The sequence below is a fragment of the Paenibacillus sp. J22R56 genome, assembly GCF_056269375.1.
Genome location: NZ_JBWDNV010000005.1, coordinates 1 through 18,295 on the forward strand (window position 1 = coordinate 1; position 18,295 = coordinate 18,295).

Consider the following 18,295-nt stretch of genomic DNA (forward strand, 5'->3'; position numbering starts at 1 on the left):
TTGAAATTGATGCCTCCAGCAAAGTTTTCCGAATGGGTAATGAAGCTGGAGGATCGAAGTATGTTCTATAGAGCCATGTAAATTGCTGAAATAATGAGCATGGCTACGTAAATTCGTTATTTGGTCGGAGATACTCCGGATTTAAGGGGTCGAGCCGGAAATCCAACGTAGAAGCTATAGCAGTTGAGGCATACAATTATGGTTGTATAAAATCCAATCTAATGTGTTTGCACGACAATTCCACAACCTGCTGATAAGATTGTGATCCACTTCAAAATAAAAAAACACTGCTTCAGTAGCTGAAACAGTGTCATTGTAACCTATAATATTTATTATTCAAATGGATAACGAAGTCCCCATTGCTGACGGATACCATCCATCATACGCATCAGTTGCAGCGTTTCATCCAGTGAGATGATATCGCTCTCGAGCTTCCCTTCGCGCAGATATTGTCCTGCTGCCTCTGCTTCATAAACATAACCAAGTGTTGTACGATCATCAGCAAACGTCTCTTCCGTTCCGTCTTCTGCAGTAATGGTCGCAGTTTTCGCATTAAAGAAGGATGGAACACGAATTGAACCTGCAGTACCAATTATGTAGGCGTCGCTTCCTGAATTCAGCCTGATCGCTGAACTCAACATCGCGGTTTGACCACCCTCATACGATAAAAGGATGTTGCATTCCTCATCAACGCCAGTCTCACCGAGCTGCGCAGTGCTTAATACTTGCTTTGGATTCGCACCAAGTAACATAGAAGCAAAGGATAACGGATAAATACCAACGTCAAGGAGCGCGCCGCCGGCAAGTGCCGGGTTAAACAATCGTCCTTCAGGGTTCACTCCTGTACGGAAGCCAAAGTCTGCTTTAATCAGGCGTACCTCGCCAATTCGGCCTTCAGCAATCCATTCGCGGACTTTACGGATAACTGGCAGGAATCTTGTCCACATAGCTTCCATCAAGAAAATCTTATTCTCTCTGGCGAACTGTACAACTTCCTCTGCTTCTTTCACATTTACCGTAAACGGCTTCTCACAAATGACTGCTTTGCCTGCACGCAGACACTGCAGTACATGCTCTTTATGCGAAGGGTGAGGCGTTGCTACATAAATAATATCGATCTCAGCATCATTAACTAATTCTTCATAGCTGCCATAGGCACGCGCAAAGCCGAACTTTTCTGCAAAAGCATCAGCCTTTTCCTTTGAACGTGAACCAACTGCAGTAAGCTTCACATCTTGTGCATGTGCCAAGTCACGGGCAAATTGGGATGCAATCCAGCCTGCTCCAAGAATACCCCATTTTATCGTTTTATTTTCCATTATTTCTACACCTCCAACCGCAGTATATCAGCATTTCAGCTGATATGAAAGCGGTTTAAGACTCAGAATCCAGTCCTTAATTCTGCTGTCTCGAAATGAAAAATAACGTAAACCATATAAATACAAAGCCAACAAGTTGCGCCATTGTAATCACTTGCCCAAATACTGTCCAGTTGAGCAGTACGCCTACCATCGGGAAACTAAGCTCGGCAATGGTTGCATAAGACGCTTTAATCACACTTAACCCTTTATAATAAACAAGCAAACTAAGAAGTCCCGGCAGCAGTGCTTGCAGCAGCAAATTGACGATAACAGCCGCAAGATCACTTCCTTCGGACATCTTCCATGCGGCCCCTTCGGACCAAGTAATAACCAATAACAAAGGTAATGCCAGCATGAAGCGAAGCGATGTAACCGTCTCATATTTCATGCTGCCAAGCAGGTAACGTCCCATTACCGTTGAGCCGCCCCATAATGCAGCTGCACCAAGTGACAACAAGCTGCCTACCTGAACAAATTCGTTCATATGGCCAAATGGCAGCGTAAAGCCAAACGTAAGCAAGTATGTTCCAACAAGTGCGATTACAAGCAGTGGTCCAATCTTTGCTGGCAGCAGTTCTTTCAGCAGCACCCTTGCCAACACGATGGCAAACAAAGGCTGCAGCTTCTGCAAGAGCAGTACGGCATTGGGGTTTCCGTGCGCAAGCCCTTGCGTGAACAAGATCGTCGCCAGCGCCGAGCCTCCCCAAGAAATAAAGAGCAAAGCACCTAGTTGACGGAGTCGGACTCCTCGCAGCTCTGCACGATGTTTCCATAATACAGGCGCTGCCGCAAGGAACAAGATCACATGCTCCAGTAATACGATTTGTGTGGAAGTGAGTGTTTTCAGCAAAATAATACGAAATACCGGATCAACGCCCCATAGCGCTGCCCCCAGTACGACCAGCCAGAATTCTGCCCGGATTGGTGTTTTTGTCCGAATCATTGGTGATGCGGTAACATTGTTCATCTTAATTACTCCTTCTGAATACAGGACGAGAGCAAAAAAGCCCCGAATCACGCTTATCGCGCGAATCGGGGCCGACTTAAATAAACATGCATTCGAACGGTTTCCCGCCTTCTGCAAGCTTAATCAAGTGATCTTCTATCATCCGGACTATACCGTCGGCCTTGGAGTTCCACCAAGTCAGTCCCCTTGCCGAAAGTCAGCTCAGGGAGTCGCGGGCTTTGCCTTCACCTCTTAATAGATAGATAAGCATTTACCGCCGGTCAGGAATTACACCCTGCCCCGAAGATCCTTATTCCATTTTTTTAATTGATTGGATTGAGTATAACGCCATTTATCCGAGTTGTCTAGTGTGAATAGTAAGATTTAGGAAGCAGCTTATTTCTTTAATGCCTCTCTAACGAGAGGAGCTACTTCCTTGGCCAACAACTCCATCGAATTCATGACTTGAGACAGTGGCATACCACCGATGTCCATCTGAGCCATAAACCGGGAATGACCAAACAGCTCATGCTGTGAAATAATTTTCTCCGCAATCAGCTTAGGGCTGCCTATAGCAAGAAACTGGGCAATCACTTCAAACTCCTCTCGCGAAAGAGGCTTTCCACTGTCCTTGCCACCCATAAACTGCGAATAATAGGTGCTATAACCTACGAAGAATTCATCCAATGCCTGCTCTGTCGTCTCCGCAACGTAGCAATGTCCGGTAATGGCAACTCGCAATTCTTCCTGCCGATATCCAGCAGCAATGCCCGCTTCTCTATAACAATCGACCAAATGCTTATATTTAGACGGTTCTCCCCCAAGCAGCGCAAGTGCCATACCTGCCCCTTGTTTACCTGCGAGAGCTGCACTTTCTGCCGTACTGCCAACACCAACCCATAACGGAAGCTTTGGCTGTGCCGGACGTGGTGCAATCTCCGCTTCATCCAGTGGAGTCCGAAGTCGGCCTCTCCATGTAACTCGTTCAGATAAATTGAGCTGATTCATTAATTCCAGCTTCTCTGCGAACAGCTCTTTATAATCATCCAGTTCGTAACCGAACAAAGGAAAAGATTCAATATAAGCGCCGCGTCCGGCGATAATCTCCGCTCGTCCATCCGAGATGAGATCAAGCGAAGCAAAGTCTTCAAACACTCTGACTGGATCCGCAGTTCCAAGGACCGTTGTTGCACTCGTTAGTCGAATGCGGGATGTAGCCTGTGCGATCGCCGCCAATACAACCGGAGGTGAGGAGAGAACAAAGTCCAGCCGATGATGTTCACCAATCCCAAATACATCAATCCCCGCTTTATCAGCGATAATTGCAGCCTTAATAATTTCTTTCATGCGATCTCCGGCATTTTTTAATTCCCCGGTTTCGGAATTAACCGCAAGATCACCTAGTGTATAAATACCAAATTCAAATTGTCCGTTATTCCGTGATGAATCCATCTGAATGTCCTCCTCAGCAAAGCTAAACGTGATGACATCATCTAATGATTAGCCATGCTTCCGTTCCTATCCAAATACGTAAAGTAAGTTATATACGTATAGTAAGTAACCTTTATAAGTAATTGTGCCTAATATTACAGCTTTCGTCAAGCAAACCCGCAAAAAAAGAAGCGGCCAATTCCGTGCAGGCGATGCAGAATAAGGATTACTCCATCTGCGCGGCATGCCATTGAATTGTTCGCTTGAGCCCTTCAGTTAGTGTGTACCCTGGCTTCCATTGTACTTCATTCGTCAGCCTTGTGACATCCGCCCCTATGAATAGAGGCTCAATTGGCTCATCTTTTCCGAATCTAATGAGACTATCTTCCCCCATCTGTTCTCCTATTAAGCCTACGAGCTGCTGTAATTGGACAGACTTTCCGGAAGCTATATTAACAACACCTTGGCAACGGCTTTCCAACAAGGCAACAAGCGCATCTGCTGCGTCCTCAATATATAAGTAATCCCGATATATTCCGCCATATTTGCAGAATGCTTCTTCCTTCTTCAATAAAGCATTAACTATTGTACTAACAAGCCGGTTTCCTGGATCATGTGGACCGTATAGATGGAACACTCTCCCCCATGCGGCACTAAATCCTGCCATTTCGGCGTAAGATTGCAGCCAGATTCGAAGACTATTCTTACTGGCCGCGTATGCATGGGTATACGAATCACGAGAGGTTGTCTCTGACAAAATCCCTTCTTCCCATACATATTCTGCTCCAGTACCAGCCACAACTACTCTCTGACCACCTGACTGGACAAAATGATGAATCAGCGCCATACTGCTCCTTGTCCATTCATAATTAGATAAAGAACGGTAGCAATGAGGCGGCACCGCGTCCCAAGCCAGATGAATAAGCGAGTCAGGCTTTACCTTTTCAATAAACTTAATGGCTTCCTCTCCACTCAGTAAATTCACCTGATGCCAGGTTCCGCCGACAAATGGAAGCGGCGACCGTCTATAGGTGGCATGAACCTCATAACCTTTGGCAAGCAATTGGTTTACAACATATCGACCGATCCACCCAGTACCACCGGTAACCGCTACCTTATGCACCTTCTACCACACCTTCCACGGCGCTGAACCGCTTTCCCACAGATCAAGCAGTTTTTTCTTATCACGGAGCGTATCCATCGGCTGCCAGAAGCCTTTATGCCGATAAGCGGAGAACTGATCAAGTTTCACTAGCTGGACGAGAACATCCGTCTCCCATACGGTCTGGTCACCATCAATGATGTCAAATACATTTGGCTCCAACACAAAAAAACCGCCGTTTACCCAGCCGTTATCCCCCGCCGGCTTCTCCTCAAATTCCTTCACCGACCGATCCTGCAATTGCAGTGATCCGAACCGGCCCGGTGGTTGGACAGCCGTTACCGTTGCCAGTTTCCCTTGTTTCTTGTGATAAGCAATCACCTCTGTGATATTCACATCACTCAGCCCATCACCGTAGGTAAGGCAGAACGTTTCATCTCCAACGTAAGAAGCGATTCTTTTTACCCTTTCTCCTGTCTCGGTTCCTTCTCCCGTATCAACAAGAGTAATGGTCCATGGCTCAGTATGGCGCGTATGGTAGATCGTCTCATGATTTCTCCAATCAAAGGTAACGTTCGACATCATTAAATGATAATTGGCGAAATATTGCTTGATGACTGGCCCCTTATATCCTAAGCATATGATAAAATCATGAATACCGTAATAGCTGTAAAGCTTCATAATATGCCATAAAATTGGTTGTCCGCCGATCTCAATCATTGGCTTTGGGATAAGGTGAGTCTCCTCGCCGATTCTTGTACCATATCCGCCTGCCAGAATGACAGCTTTCATCGTATCACCACTTTCTATTTAAGCCTTAACATCCGGTATTCAGGTATTTTTCGCAAATCCGCTGTAATATTCGCTAAAGCCAAATAGCTAAATTCAAGTTCCTGACGGTTCAGAAGATGGTGATTGCCCATGCCTAGGATCAATAACTCCTTAGCTAAGGTTGGACCAATCTGCAGCTTCCTCTTAAGCATGGCGTCATTCCATGGGCTGAATGAAAATTTAAACACGAATGCAGGATAGACCAATACCTGATAAGGTTTTTTTGTCCAGTGCCTTCCCGGGGTGTATTCTCCGCTCTCATATTTATGAATGTATCTTCCAATAAACATCACATTTGGATCGGGAGGAAATAAACCGTGATGTCGCTGCGTTACAAGCGGCTTAGAGTAAACGGGATCGCCGTAATAGCCGGGAGGATCAACCATCGTAATGATTCGGATGGAGTACATCTTCCCACCTAGCGAATCCAGGACCGGGAATAGCTGCTTCCCCTGGCGACTGACTAGGAACTCCGTAGTATTCAGCACCATTTTCCAGCCTGATACCTGTTTCTCTATATCCATGACTTCACGATCGACCTCGACCGCATGGAAATCGAGCACCCTTGAATTCCGAATTTCCCAATGGGGCGCCATCCTCTGGATAATCTCTACAGATCGGTCCGTAGAACCTCGGTTAATTAATATACCATGATCAAACAAAGGGACATGGTGCATGAGCCACCAAGGCAGCAAATATTCTTCATTGTAGAAATGAGAAATAACCGTTGTCATCTTTTCACCCCCAAGGATCTGTTTCTATTAAACTACCTTCACATAATCTGCGATACTTCCTATCTACTACTATATGAAATCCGATTAGAAGGGGTTCTCCAAAGCTCCTAGTTAAGCGTGGATTTGACGGCCAGAGAAAGCGTTATCATTACAGACCCTTCTTGAACTTCCGATAGAGTGAATCATTGTGAAGGAAAAAGACAATTGAATATTTTTCAATTGACGTAAACGGTTCCATGTTTTATAGTGATATCGAGCCAAATATATAACAAGCCTTTTGGCATGTTACTAGTCCGACTAGGCATGAGCCAAGGAGAGTATCCGCCCGTAATACGGCGGTCTCTTTCCTTGGTTTTTTTGTGCTCAAAATGGGGAATTTACTACTGAGAGGAGGGATTGGCGTGGGACTTACGGGGCTGCTTCGGATCGATCGGATTGTTGGGAACAATGTCATACTTACGATGGAACCGAACTCATCGAGAGAATATGTGCTGTTTGGCAAAGGCATCGGCTTCTCGTGCAAAGGCCAAAAACATATCGATGCGGAGGACCCACGAATTGAGAAGCGTTACCGGCTGGACGACCGTGACAAAGCCTTGCAATACCACTCATTGCTTGAGGAGCTGGATCAGGATGTGGTTCACATCTCTGAACAGATCATTGATGAGATTAGGGAAAGGCTTGGGACACCTGTCGATCCAAAAGTGTATTTTGCCTTGCCAAGTCATATCCAGTTTGTCGTCTACCGGTTAAGAAATGGCATGGAAATCGTCAATCCTTTTCTATACGAAACGAAAATGTGTTATCCCCAAGAGTACAAAATTGCAGCTAAAGCAGCCAAGATGATTAGCGAGAAATTCGACGTCATTATCCCTGAAGATGAAGTTGGATTTCTAACGTATCACGTGTATTCAGCAGCAGGGTCCGTAACAGCGGGACAGCTTGTTCAGCTAACGGAGCTGATGAACGAGATCGTTGAGCGAATTGAAGAATGGCGCGGAGTACCTCTGCAGAGGAAAAGCTCTGATTACGCAAGGCTGATCATGCATCTTAGGTACATGATGGAACGCATTCTGCAAAGCAAAGAGTCAGCCAATCCGTTCGCTGCAGAGATTAGAGACAAGATACCTACTGAGCATCGTCAGGCGGAAGTAATTGCTCAAATGATTGGAGAAAGACTTAGTGTTACAGTCTCTCCCGATGAAGTTGGTTACCTCGCCATGCACTTGTATCGGTTATTCCGGTCAGTAGATGCAGACAATTAAACATACAGACAACATGACTAAACATGGATAGCAAGGAGTAGATCATATGAAATGGTTTGGCAAAAAAACAAATAATGCTGTAAGCGTAGCTGCACCAATCAGCGGTAAAGTTGTTCCACTTAGCGAGGTGCCGGACGAAGCATTCGCACAAGGCTTAATGGGTGACGGCGTTGCGATCGAGCCTACTGAAGGTCTGGTCATTGCACCTTTCGACGGAACCGTAAGCCATCTGATCGATACGCATCATGCCTTGATTATTGAGCATTCATCAGGACTGCAGCTGCTCATTCACGTCGGTATCAACACCGTGGCGCTGAACGGCGATGGCTTCAGAGCACTCGTGAAGACTGGGGATGCCTTCAAAGCTGGTCAAGCACTTCTCGAATGCGACCTGGACAAAATCCGCAGCGCGGGTTATCCGGTTGTAACGCCAATTATCGTGGCGAATGAAGACGGTGCAGAGAAAGTGGAAAGCACCTATAAGACGGTAAAAGCCGGTGATCCGGATACCATTACGGTCGTTATGAAAACATAAACTAATGAACATGGAGTGAGATAAGATGCTCGGATTTCTGCAAAAAATCGGTAAATCTTTAATGCTTCCTGTCGCAGCACTGCCTGCGGCAGCTCTGTTACTACGCTTTGGTAATATCGATTATGTCAAAGATTTTGGATTTGGTAACTTCGGTGAATTCCTGAACCAATATATCGCCCCGTTCCTCGCTGCAGGCGGATCTGCGATCTTTGACAACCTGCCTCTGATCTTCGCCATCGGTGTTGCGATTGGGATGGCCGGTGACGCGGTTGCGACACTCGCTGCCGTAATTGCTTACCTCGTCCTCACCAACGTGCTTAGCAAAATCCCTACTGTATTTTCGGGACTTGTTGAGAAAGACACGACGCTTAATATGGGCGTGCTAGGCGGTATCATTGCAGGTCTTGTTGCTTCTTACCTTTATAATAAATACCATGATATCAAACTGCCGGACTGGCTCGGCTTCTTTGGCGGCAAGCGGTTTGTACCGATTGTTACCTCGTTCGCAATGGTTATCGTAGGTCTAATCTTTGGTCTGATCTGGGGACCTGTCCAATCGTGGCTCGATACGTTCGGCCGCTGGATTGTAGACCTTGGCGGAGTTGGCGCATTCCTGTTTATGACGGCGAATAGACTTCTTATTCCATTTGGTCTGCACCACGTTATTAATGCAATCGCTTGGTTCCAAATTGGTGATTACACAGATGCAGCAGGTAATGTTGTTCATGGTGACCTGCATCGCTTCTTCGCAGGCGATCCAACTGCGGGCATGTTCATGACAGGCTTCTTCCCAATCATGATGTTCGCCCTTCCGGCTGCAGCGTTTGCGATCATTCACACAGCTAAACCGGAAAAACGCAAGCTCGTCTCTTCCATCTTTATTGGCTCGGCTCTTGCCTCCTTCCTGACAGGTATTACAGAGCCGCTTGAATTTGCTTTTATGTTCGTAGCACCAGTACTTTATATCATCCACGCCGTATTGACCGGTATCAGTGCATGGCTGGTTGTTGAGCTTGGTATTCACCATGGCTTTGGCTTCTCGGCAGGCTTCCTTGATTACGCGATCAACTATCCGCTGTCAACGAAGGGCTGGTTGATTATTCCAATTGGTCTGGTATACGCTATTGTGTATTACGTCCTGTTCCGCGTCGTTATCGTGAAGCTAAATTTGAAAACACCTGGACGTGAAGATGATGTCCTCGAGGAAGAAGAAGGCAGTGGTGAAGTCGTTAACGCCGACGATAAAGCAGGCAGAGTACTTGCCGCACTTGGCGGTTCCGGAAATATCGAGAGCATCGATGCTTGTATCACCCGCCTTCGCTTGATCGTAAAAGACGAAAAAGCCGTAAATGACGCAGAGCTCAAAAAGCTTGGCGCAGCAGGCGTAATGCGTCTTGGCAAAGGTGCCGTTCAGGCTATTTTTGGTACACAATCGGAACGTTTGAAAGAACAAATTAAAAAACGCATGTAAGATACATGTAATTAGAGAATGCTTTCGAAGTAAGAATCGCCAGATATGGCTAGAGGTAAGCCACATTAGTGGCAATTCTTTTTAGGAGGATCTATAGTGGAGAAATCATACGTAGTTGCAAACCCGACGGGCATTCACGCCCGTCCTGCTAAAAAAATTGTTGAAGCAGCAAAGCTGTGTGAAGGTACGGTTCATATCGAGAAAGGCGGACGCAAAGTAAGTGCGAAAAGCCTGGTTAACGTGCTCTCGATCGGCGCCAAACAAAATGATACGGTAACGGTTAGTGCCGAAGGAGAGAAAGCTGAAGCAGCGGTTGACGCCATTGGTGCTGTTCTAGCTTCTGCGGAAGCAGAGTAGGAGGCAGTTATGATGGCAACCGAGATTAAAGGGATCGCCGCATCGGAAGGTTATGCAATCGGCCGAGCGGTCATCCTCCGTGAAGAGACCATCCCGCAAGGCGTAACTTATGTCGATGCGGGAGAAGAACAAGCCGAGCTTAGCAGGTTCAATTCTGCAGTAGCTGCTGCCCGCGGCGAGCTTGAAGAGCTTTTCGAGAAGATGAAAGCGGATGGCCGTGAGAATGAAGCCGAAATCTTCGAAGCGCATCTGATGCTGCTTGAAGATGAGGAGTTAATCGGAGCTGCGCAGGAGCGGATTAAAGGACAACGTTACAGCGCAGAGGCTGCCATGAATGAATCGGGCGAAGAAGTTGCTGTGATGCTTGCCGCTCTTGACGATGAGTATTTGCGGGAACGTGCGGCAGATGTTCGTGATGTCAGCCGTCGTGTAATCCGTAAACTTAGCAATAGCACTGAATCCGAGGCCGTTCAAACCTCGGCAGCTGGATCAACTGAAAAGTCCATCTTGTTCGCCGTTGATCTGACTCCATCGGATACGGCTCAGCTTGACCCTTCCGTTATTGGCGGATTTGTAACGGCAGCCGGAGGACGAACCTCCCACTCTGCCATCATCGCTCGATCCGTTGGTATTCCTGCTATCGTTGGCGTTGGTGATGCTGCACTTCAGATAGAGGATGGACAGCTAGTTATCGTAGATGGTACTGCAGGGATTGTTCTTGTCGAACCTGAAGCAGAAGAACTCGCTCGTTATCAGTCGCTGCAGCAGCATGCGGTGAATCAACGCGCAGAGCTGGACCAATTCCGCGGCAAACCTTCCGTTAGTGCGGACGGTCACCAGGTTGAGCTCGTTGCCAACATCGGTTCTGTGCAAGATGCTCGCCAAGCTCAGGAGCGCGGCGCCGAAGGCGTTGGCCTTTTCCGTACAGAATTCCTGTATATGGGCCGTCCTGATCTGCCGACCGAGGATGAGCAGTTCACAGCTTATAAAGAAGCGGCAGAAGCATTTGGCCAAGATGCTCCAATCGTCATTCGGACGATGGACATCGGCGGCGACAAGGAGCTTCCAAGCCTTCAGCTCGAGAGAGAAGACAATCCGTTCCTCGGCTATCGGGCAATTCGGATTTGTCTAGATCGTCCTGATCTGTTCAAGACACAGCTTCGAGCCGTCTTAAGAGCAAGTGCATTCGGCAACCTGAAAATTATGTTTCCGATGATCGCCACTCTTGGTGAATGGCGTGCAGCTAAGGCGTTGCTCGAACAAGCTAAAGAAGAGCTTAAAAACGAGAACATCGCCTTTAACGAACAGATCGAAGCCGGTATTATGATTGAGATTCCAGCTGCTGCTCAGATGGCTGATCGTTTCGCGCGTGAAGTCGACTTCTTCAGCATCGGGACCAATGATCTCGTGCAATATACGATGGCGGCAGATCGGATGAATCCGAAGCTTGGCTATTTATCCGATCCTCTACACCCTCCTGTCTTACGTCTGATCCATCAAGTGATACGGGCAGCGCATCAAGAGAACAAGTGGGTTGGCATGTGCGGTGAAATGGCCGGCACACCAATCGCCCTTCCTATCCTTCTTGGTATGGGCCTGGATGAGTTCAGTATGAGTGCTTCTGCAGTCCTCCCTGCCCGGGCTATCCTCTCTCGTCTCGATCGTTCGAAGCTTGCCGCTCTTGCAGAAGCCGTGCTTGATATGGACGATGCAGAGGCGGTACGGACTTATGTAGAACTACAGGTTCCGGAACTTATGGCTTAAAAATAAAAAGACGACTTTCAACCAATCATCATTGACGAAAATCCCGATCAGAATTTCTGATCGGGATTTTGACTTATTTTATTTCCGATTACCGCGGTTCGCTAAAAACAGAGATTGATATAGAAAATAGATCATATCACAGCCATTCGTCCTATTCTTACATACTTAGGGTTACAGCCTATTTTATAGGGATAAGTGCCCTTTTTTCGTTCAAAGCATATTGTAGAGTATAATAAAAAGGAGGCACACCATGTTACGCAACCAATCTTTTATGCCACAATCGGCTGTTATGCCTGAGTATCACCAACAAATGCAAACAAACCCGAATCAGGCCAATTGGGGACATCAAATGATACAATCAAGCCCAAATCAGGAAAATTGGAGTCCTCAACTGCAATCAAGCCCGAATCAGGTCAATTGGAGTCCTCAACTGCAATCAAGCCCTAACCAGGAAAATTTGGGACCTCAAACTGTTAAAGAGCAGCCAGCTCCCCCCTCATATCATTGCTGCGTTGATGTTAGTCAGATGCATCACTTTCCTTACATGTACGACGACTTCCACCACATGCATTACTACCATCCAATGATGGATGACTATCATCCAATGATGCATGACTACCATCCAATGATGCATGACTACCATCCAATGATGCATGACTACCATCCAATGATGGATGACTATCATCCAATGATGCATGACTACCATCCAATGATGCATGACTATCATCCGATGCATGACTATCATCCGATGATGCATGAAATGTGGGATGAGCACATGCTCTTCGATCATCATCACGATGGATGGGAGCTCGATACATTAGATTATCATCATGCTTGGTTCCATCCTATGATGCATGTTCATCATCACCTGCATTACCCAGTCAATTGCCAGCCAACTGGTGAACTGCAAAAGAAGGCAGAATTTCATCAGCCTGAAGGTTAATATTATAAAAGAGTAGATTGAATGGTAATGACATTCAATCTACTCTTTTATTTCAAAATCATTTATTGTGATAAACTGCCCTCAAGCCGCGAACGACCCCGACAGGGTCCGATCGGGATTTGGATCAAGCTCGTTTGTCTGAGCGGGGTCAATCCATAAAGCTCATTCATGGAATTAACGTCAAATCCAAGCAGCGGACGTCCTTCCATTCCGGATGCACAGGCAGCAAGCAGCAAGCGCTGAACCAACATCCCCGTTTCCATTTGTTGAATCCGATAGCCGCGGTAACCAAGCTCGGCATGATGATGCCCCAGATCGCCCGTCACATGGAAGCTCAGCGGTACCTGGAATAAGTTCACATTATCCAAGGACATCCCATTCTGAAGCCATGGCCTTTGATCACCAGCCCTAACAAGCTGCAACGCATGTGCTATATTGTCATATTGATAGGCACCATTACGAATTCCTTCAACGCCATAAAAGCAGCCATATAGTTTTACGCGAGGCATTGGACTGCGGATCGAACCATCCAGATCATTTCGATAGTGATAGGAAATCATAATCTCTTGCAATAGTGCCGCTAAATCCGACTGACTCACTGCTTCTAATACAAATTCATTTTCAGGCGAATAACGCTGCCTGCACACCTCTGCTAAATCATACGTCAGTCTATTTACTTGAGGCAAAGTGTAATTATCGCTTTGATAGACTACCTTTTGCTCCCTTCCTAGCTGTTTAAATGAAAGGGTGGAACCCAGTATGGACGCTTCGTTCAGCTTGGTCAGCATTGGATAGTCCAGTACTTTTTTTGAACGCATATAGTGATCGTGCTTAATGATTGGAAGCTCATTGCATAATTCTGCTGACGACATCCGATTTTTATTGCTAATGTCATTGCGGAACCATTCAATGCTTGAATCTACCACAAGTGGAATTACAGCATATACACTTTCCTCTGCTTCAGATAATCCAAGCAAATGGTTGATGGCACGGTCAAGAAACTGAAAGTACACTCCCGCCTCAAAGTCAAAACGCTTCGCCACCTCAAGCAGCTGGCCTATTAACAAACCTGCGTCCAGCCCCTGCAAACGATACGAGAAATTATTGTATTTATAAAAGTTTTTCCAAAATACAGTCGAAACAAAAGCAACCGCGAAGCAGCTTGTTACTTCGCAGCGATTACCTAAGGCTTTGCCCACATAGGAATCAAATTGACCTTCACGCAATAAGATCAAACGATGATGAGCCGCATCATAATGATAAATCCCATAAGGCAATTCCTCCAGCTTCAAATACAAATACATTTCACTCGGATAAAGACCTCCACCTGAAGGAGCAAATCGTCTGCAAAGCTGCAATGAGCTTTCCCATGCCTCCCCCGTATATTGCTCCATAACAGATTGACTAAGCTGTGCCAGACCGAAGGTGTACCAAAGAAAATACCCGATATCTCGAAGGGTTGCTTTCTCTTGCCCACGCTTTCCCGTTAGTTCTAGCGGAACATCGGAAGCAAGAGGAAATACAGGCAAATGACGATATAACTTATACGGCAGAGGCGCGTCCTCCCAATCAACCTCCACATCTTGTGGTTTCGTTTTGTCAGGGTCGTATTGCAGTTGGTGCAAAAATGCCTTCAGACTCATTTCTCTTCCTCCTAAGTTCCAGTACAAGGAAAAAAAGCGTACACGAGAAGAAACTCCTACGGAAACGGATGCGGATGACAATTAAGTTGTTCTTGTTTAAGCTGCTCCTTTACATAGCCCAGCTCTGCTGGTATTCGCAGTACCCGCTCCAGGCCAGTCAAGCGGACAAGGTGTTGGCCAAACGTCATGGGAAGCATGCCGGGAATGAGCACCTTCACACAATGAAGTCCATTTCTCAGCGTCTCTGGCGTTGATTGATTAACAACAATTACCTCCAGATTCAGATTACTGAACGTTTTGATCAACATGTTTAATTCATCGGTTAAATCCACATGCTTCGTCCTTGGCTTAAAAGCTTCTTTAAACGAGAGGACCGGACGATCATTAGCGAGCAGGAAATTCAGACGTTCCTCTGCTTCCTTCAATCCGTACAACATGGAGTGATCCTCCATTTGCCGAACGAGAAAAGGATCATGCAGCATTTGTTGATATTGCCCGCGGTTCTCCTCCAACTTTTCGTTAAACGCAAGCAGCATGCCCGCTATCTCATGAATCGCACCTTTTGCCGCCCTCACGGGATCAAGATGCGCCCCTGCGGCGCAAATCATATTTATGCCTTGATTTGTTCTGTTTTTGGCAAGCACCCACACGCTTGGAATGCCGTGCTCCATCGTCGAATCGAACACATGCACATCATAACCGAAGACATCGCGCAGTCGCTGGACCATTAAGTTCATTTCAAGATCACCCGTGGAATAGGGATCTAATGGAACGAGAGGCAGCTGCGCATACCACGTCATTAGAAAAGAATCCCGTTCCACAACCTCCAATATCCCGTAAAATACAGCTTCCTCCAAGCTTCCTCCTATTGCGCAGCCATTCGAGGTTTCATATACAAAGCCGTGACCGCAGCCGGAGCTGTAATAAGCGAGCAGTTCTGGCACGAGGATCGGCTTTTCCTGCAAGAACGAATACCCCCATACCCAATCGATTTTCCTGCTTGGATCAAAGGGTTGAAACGAAAAATCGGGCCGCTCATACTGCGCCTTATCATGTGTTCCTACTCGAGAGGGGTCCAGCGCAATCTCTGTTAAATGATTGAAACTGTCATGAACTGCTGTCTTCTTTCCTCGCGGCGATATGCCGCAATAACGTTCCAATCCTTCCAATATCGCTGTCATTTCACTGTCCTCGAAAGAATTCGTACGACCCGCGCAGCCTTCATCCCCTGAGAACATCGGTAAAATGATGCTGGCGTCAGCAAATGGCGATATAAGGTCAATCATTTTTCCGTTCAAAAGGCCGCTGCGATTGTCCAGATAATCATGGGAAAGAACCGCCTTTAACTCAACCATTGAACGGCTGCGGTAGCTGTTTTCACTGATTTTCGGGCTGGACTGCAGCTGTATTCGCGAAGCTGTCGCGGTGTCATCCGGTATTTCCCCGCATACAGTACACTGCGGATCTGGTAAAAAATAATGAGCCGAGCTGTTGAGCGTTTGCAAGTGTATGAGCTTAATATGATTTTCAAGATGAGACGTATGACGGATAAGAAAGCTGCGGACTTCTGCTGCAATAAGATGAGCCATATGCAATAGTCCGCTGCGAGAAGACCAAATATCGGGAAAAACTTCTCCATGCATGAACAAATGCTGCAGCTCCCACATGTCCTTTCGATCATTTCCAGCCATTAAACGCCGCAGATCGGCGCATTGCGAGCAGCCTGCCTTCCCATGAACGACAAGCGGACCAATAACGCCTTCACCAAATGCTACAAACCCGCGCAGCCATGGAATACCCGATTTCTTGAAAACATCCTCTGCGATAAGATGAGAGGATGCATCGTTGCCATCACTAAGAACGAGCGCAAGTTCAGTCGTTTCTGGCAACTTGGAAGCCAGTTTATTCACTCTTACAAGCTGACAACTTGTAGATAAAATATCGTTTACATAGTCCGCAAGCTGGCCTACGCCTACAATCGCCACAATAGCGCTCATTCTTCAACCACCTCTCGGAGCGAGACTCCGTATACGCCCGCCAGTCCCTCTCTCAAATAAGGTTCTGGCGTTAAGTCAAATACGAGCAAACGCTTGTGGATGCGATTCAATTGCTGCATGGCCATCCGCAAAACCTCTCGATGCTCGAATGGATCACAAGCGGGTATCGAAATAGAGTCCATATTCGATTCTTTTACATCAATTGCAACATGATGCACGTTCCCCGCAATTGGATCAACTTTGTTTTGAGCATCAAATAAGGCATTCATTAACACGCTACGAAGTGCCCTAGTTACATTGAGATCGGCGGCATCATACCACCGGTCATTTGCATGCAACCATACAATAGGAAAACCTAATACATCCTTCCCTCGTCCAAACGTTGGTGCCCCTTGCATCGTTGTTAGAGCATTTATATAATAACGGCATCGTTCATCCGCTACATGACTCAGCTTCACCGGCGTGATCGACGGTTCATGAGTTTCATACAGCTTTATCCGTGCATTCATTAAGTACTTTTGCAAGGCGCGGCAAACGCCTTCCTCGATCGTCTCGCCCGCGCCTACGCTGGCAATCTCATCAAAATTCATATGCGACACGTAAGCCTCGATTCCACGAAGACCCGCTTCCCTTCGTGCTTCTTCATGCTTATAACCATTGCAAATCATTTCAGGAAGAAGAAACGCTGGGCCAACTGACAGTGGATCAACAGGCTGAACACGACACTGCGAAAGCGGAAGCTGCCCTAGCTCCCCTTCCTCCCAAATATGGAAAATACCTGTCTCCGTTGACGTTAGCTGACTGAAGAAAGACAGCAGTTCGCTTGAAGCTCGTTTCTCCGCATCCGTTCCCGCTTGCAGCCGGGCATCTTCGATCCACTCGGCGAATCGGTGTCCATGAACGAATGGATGGGGAAGAAACGAATGCCAATTTCCTTCCAACGTCTCTAAATTAAGCAGAAACAGTTTATTATTTTTCTCTAGTTTTGTTACTTCTGCTGCTGTTTTCAACCATTCGAAGACGATTACATTAGCGAGCAGCGCTTCCGCAACAGGCGAAGCCGTATGCACATCTGTATCCTTATAAATCGCAGAATGATGGACTCTGCGCCATGCTGATTCCCAATCACCCTCCGAGTTAGAATACGAAAGCGGAACCGCTAGACCAGCTTGCTCAAAAATAACAGCCAGCAGTAGGACCTTGTTTTTTTGTCGGCAACTTTCATTAAGTAATCCAAGCTCCGGTTCACCATCTTGATCCGAGACGAATAATACAGCATCATAAGGCTCTACGATCGAAGACCAATCCACAACCACATTCTTCGGCAAGCCGATCTCGTCCACCTTGACCTTTGAATCAAACTTACGATAATACTGCTCCAGCTCCCGAATCCGTGTTCGATTTTCCGTTTCCAAATTCAAGCCTAGAAAGTGGAATTGCGGCATGCCGGATTCAAATAATGATTTGACAAGTGAAACCAAAAAAGTGCCAGTTCCAACGACTAGCACGCTGGACTGACGATACAATTGAAATCGGTATGCACCTGACCCGTCAAAGCTGTCCAGGAATTCAATTTGTGAATCATATTTCTTAACGATACTCTCTTGCAGTTGATGCGGACGATCCTGACTTACATCTTGGACATAACCGTTCGCATACAATATTTTTGCAATCTCATAAACATGATTACGGTGTTGTTCTGGCAATCCATCCGTTAAATCATGCATCGTATGCTCACCATTAAATACAGGTATTAATTTTTCAATCCATTGATCAATTGTGCTGCCTTCCATTCGAAATGAACCAATATTGTTGCGGAAAAAGACACTTCCGTCCGAGCTGGGGAGAAAAAAAGTATCGCCTCTCACTTTAAGACGCGTGGAAGGATCCAAATTTCATTCCTCCTTTTTATGAA

15 protein-coding genes and 1 riboswitch are annotated in these 18,295 nt (G+C 46.6%); of the genes, 6 read left to right on the forward strand and 9 right to left on the reverse strand.

Annotation, left to right across the window (positions count from 1 at the left end; genetic code table 11):
- Window positions 1–332 precede the first annotated feature (332 nt).
- From AC0YNT_RS12975 to AC0YNT_RS13000, 6 genes are all read right to left on the reverse strand, one after another.
- Window positions 333–1,319 (reverse strand): Gfo/Idh/MocA family protein, encoded by a 987-nt coding sequence (locus AC0YNT_RS12975; RefSeq protein ID WP_475804960.1) that lies wholly within the window; start codon window positions 1,317–1,319, stop codon window positions 333–335.
- Window positions 1,320–1,395: 76 nt separating this feature from the next.
- Window positions 1,396–2,328 carry a DMT family transporter gene (locus AC0YNT_RS12980; RefSeq protein WP_475804961.1) on the reverse strand — a complete coding sequence of 311 codons (933 nt, stop codon included), beginning with the start codon at window positions 2,326–2,328 and terminating at the stop codon, window positions 1,396–1,398.
- 126 nt (window positions 2,329–2,454) lie between these two features.
- Window positions 2,455–2,619: riboswitch (FMN riboswitch) on the reverse strand.
- 84 nt (window positions 2,620–2,703) lie between these two features.
- Window positions 2,704–3,759 (reverse strand): LLM class flavin-dependent oxidoreductase, encoded by a 1,056-nt coding sequence (locus AC0YNT_RS12985; protein ID WP_475804962.1) that lies wholly within the window; start codon window positions 3,757–3,759, stop codon window positions 2,704–2,706.
- Between the two features lie 205 nt (window positions 3,760–3,964).
- Entirely contained in the window at window positions 3,965–4,861 is an 897-nt protein-coding gene (locus AC0YNT_RS12990; protein WP_475804963.1) for an NAD-dependent epimerase/dehydratase family protein, read from the reverse strand.
- Window positions 4,862–4,864: 3 nt separating this feature from the next.
- Window positions 4,865–5,632, reverse strand: coding sequence for a glucose-1-phosphate cytidylyltransferase (rfbF, locus tag AC0YNT_RS12995; RefSeq protein WP_475804964.1), 768 nt, complete (start codon window positions 5,630–5,632; stop codon window positions 4,865–4,867).
- Window positions 5,633–5,646: 14 nt separating this feature from the next.
- The gene (locus AC0YNT_RS13000) at window positions 5,647–6,405 is read right to left on the reverse strand and encodes a glycosyltransferase family 2 protein (protein ID WP_475804965.1); all 759 of its coding nucleotides are present in this window, start codon (window positions 6,403–6,405) and stop codon (window positions 5,647–5,649) included.
- Window positions 6,406–6,806: 401 nt separating this feature from the next.
- On the opposite strand from AC0YNT_RS13000, the gene AC0YNT_RS13005 reads away from it, so the two are divergent.
- From AC0YNT_RS13005 to AC0YNT_RS13030, 6 genes are all read left to right on the forward strand, one after another.
- Complete coding sequence (locus tag AC0YNT_RS13005; RefSeq protein WP_475804966.1) at window positions 6,807–7,670, forward strand: PRD domain-containing protein; 864 nt, start codon at window positions 6,807–6,809, stop codon at window positions 7,668–7,670.
- A gap of 46 nt (window positions 7,671–7,716) precedes the next feature.
- Window positions 7,717–8,205 (forward strand): PTS sugar transporter subunit IIA, encoded by a 489-nt coding sequence (locus AC0YNT_RS13010; RefSeq protein WP_475804967.1) that lies wholly within the window; start codon window positions 7,717–7,719, stop codon window positions 8,203–8,205.
- Between the two features lie 25 nt (window positions 8,206–8,230).
- Window positions 8,231–9,676 carry an N-acetylglucosamine-specific PTS transporter subunit IIBC gene (nagE, locus tag AC0YNT_RS13015; protein ID WP_475804968.1) on the forward strand — a complete coding sequence of 482 codons (1,446 nt, stop codon included), beginning with the start codon at window positions 8,231–8,233 and terminating at the stop codon, window positions 9,674–9,676.
- 96 nt (window positions 9,677–9,772) lie between these two features.
- On the forward strand, window positions 9,773–10,033 hold the full coding sequence (locus AC0YNT_RS13020) for an HPr family phosphocarrier protein (protein ID WP_475804969.1): 261 nt from the start codon (window positions 9,773–9,775) through the stop codon (window positions 10,031–10,033).
- 9 nt (window positions 10,034–10,042) lie between these two features.
- The gene (gene ptsP, locus AC0YNT_RS13025) at window positions 10,043–11,797 is read left to right on the forward strand and encodes a phosphoenolpyruvate--protein phosphotransferase (RefSeq protein ID WP_475804970.1); all 1,755 of its coding nucleotides are present in this window, start codon (window positions 10,043–10,045) and stop codon (window positions 11,795–11,797) included.
- Window positions 11,798–12,047: 250 nt separating this feature from the next.
- Window positions 12,048–12,740 carry a hypothetical protein gene (locus AC0YNT_RS13030; RefSeq protein WP_475804971.1) on the forward strand — a complete coding sequence of 231 codons (693 nt, stop codon included), beginning with the start codon at window positions 12,048–12,050 and terminating at the stop codon, window positions 12,738–12,740.
- 62 nt (window positions 12,741–12,802) lie between these two features.
- Here AC0YNT_RS13030 and AC0YNT_RS13035 read toward each other — a convergent pair whose 3' ends face one another.
- From AC0YNT_RS13035 to AC0YNT_RS13045, 3 genes are read right to left on the reverse strand one after another with little or no spacing between them, the layout of a single operon-like run.
- Entirely contained in the window at window positions 12,803–14,383 is a 1,581-nt protein-coding gene (locus tag AC0YNT_RS13035; protein ID WP_475804972.1) for a SagB family peptide dehydrogenase, read from the reverse strand.
- A 56-nt stretch (window positions 14,384–14,439) separates the two neighbouring features.
- Window positions 14,440–16,380, reverse strand: coding sequence for a TOMM precursor leader peptide-binding protein (locus AC0YNT_RS13040; RefSeq protein WP_475804973.1), 1,941 nt, complete (start codon window positions 16,378–16,380; stop codon window positions 14,440–14,442).
- Complete coding sequence (locus AC0YNT_RS13045) at window positions 16,377–18,272, reverse strand: putative thiazole-containing bacteriocin maturation protein (RefSeq protein ID WP_475804974.1); 1,896 nt, start codon at window positions 18,270–18,272, stop codon at window positions 16,377–16,379. The genes AC0YNT_RS13040 and AC0YNT_RS13045 overlap by 4 nt, the downstream gene beginning before the upstream one ends.
- Window positions 18,273–18,295 lie beyond the last annotated feature (23 nt).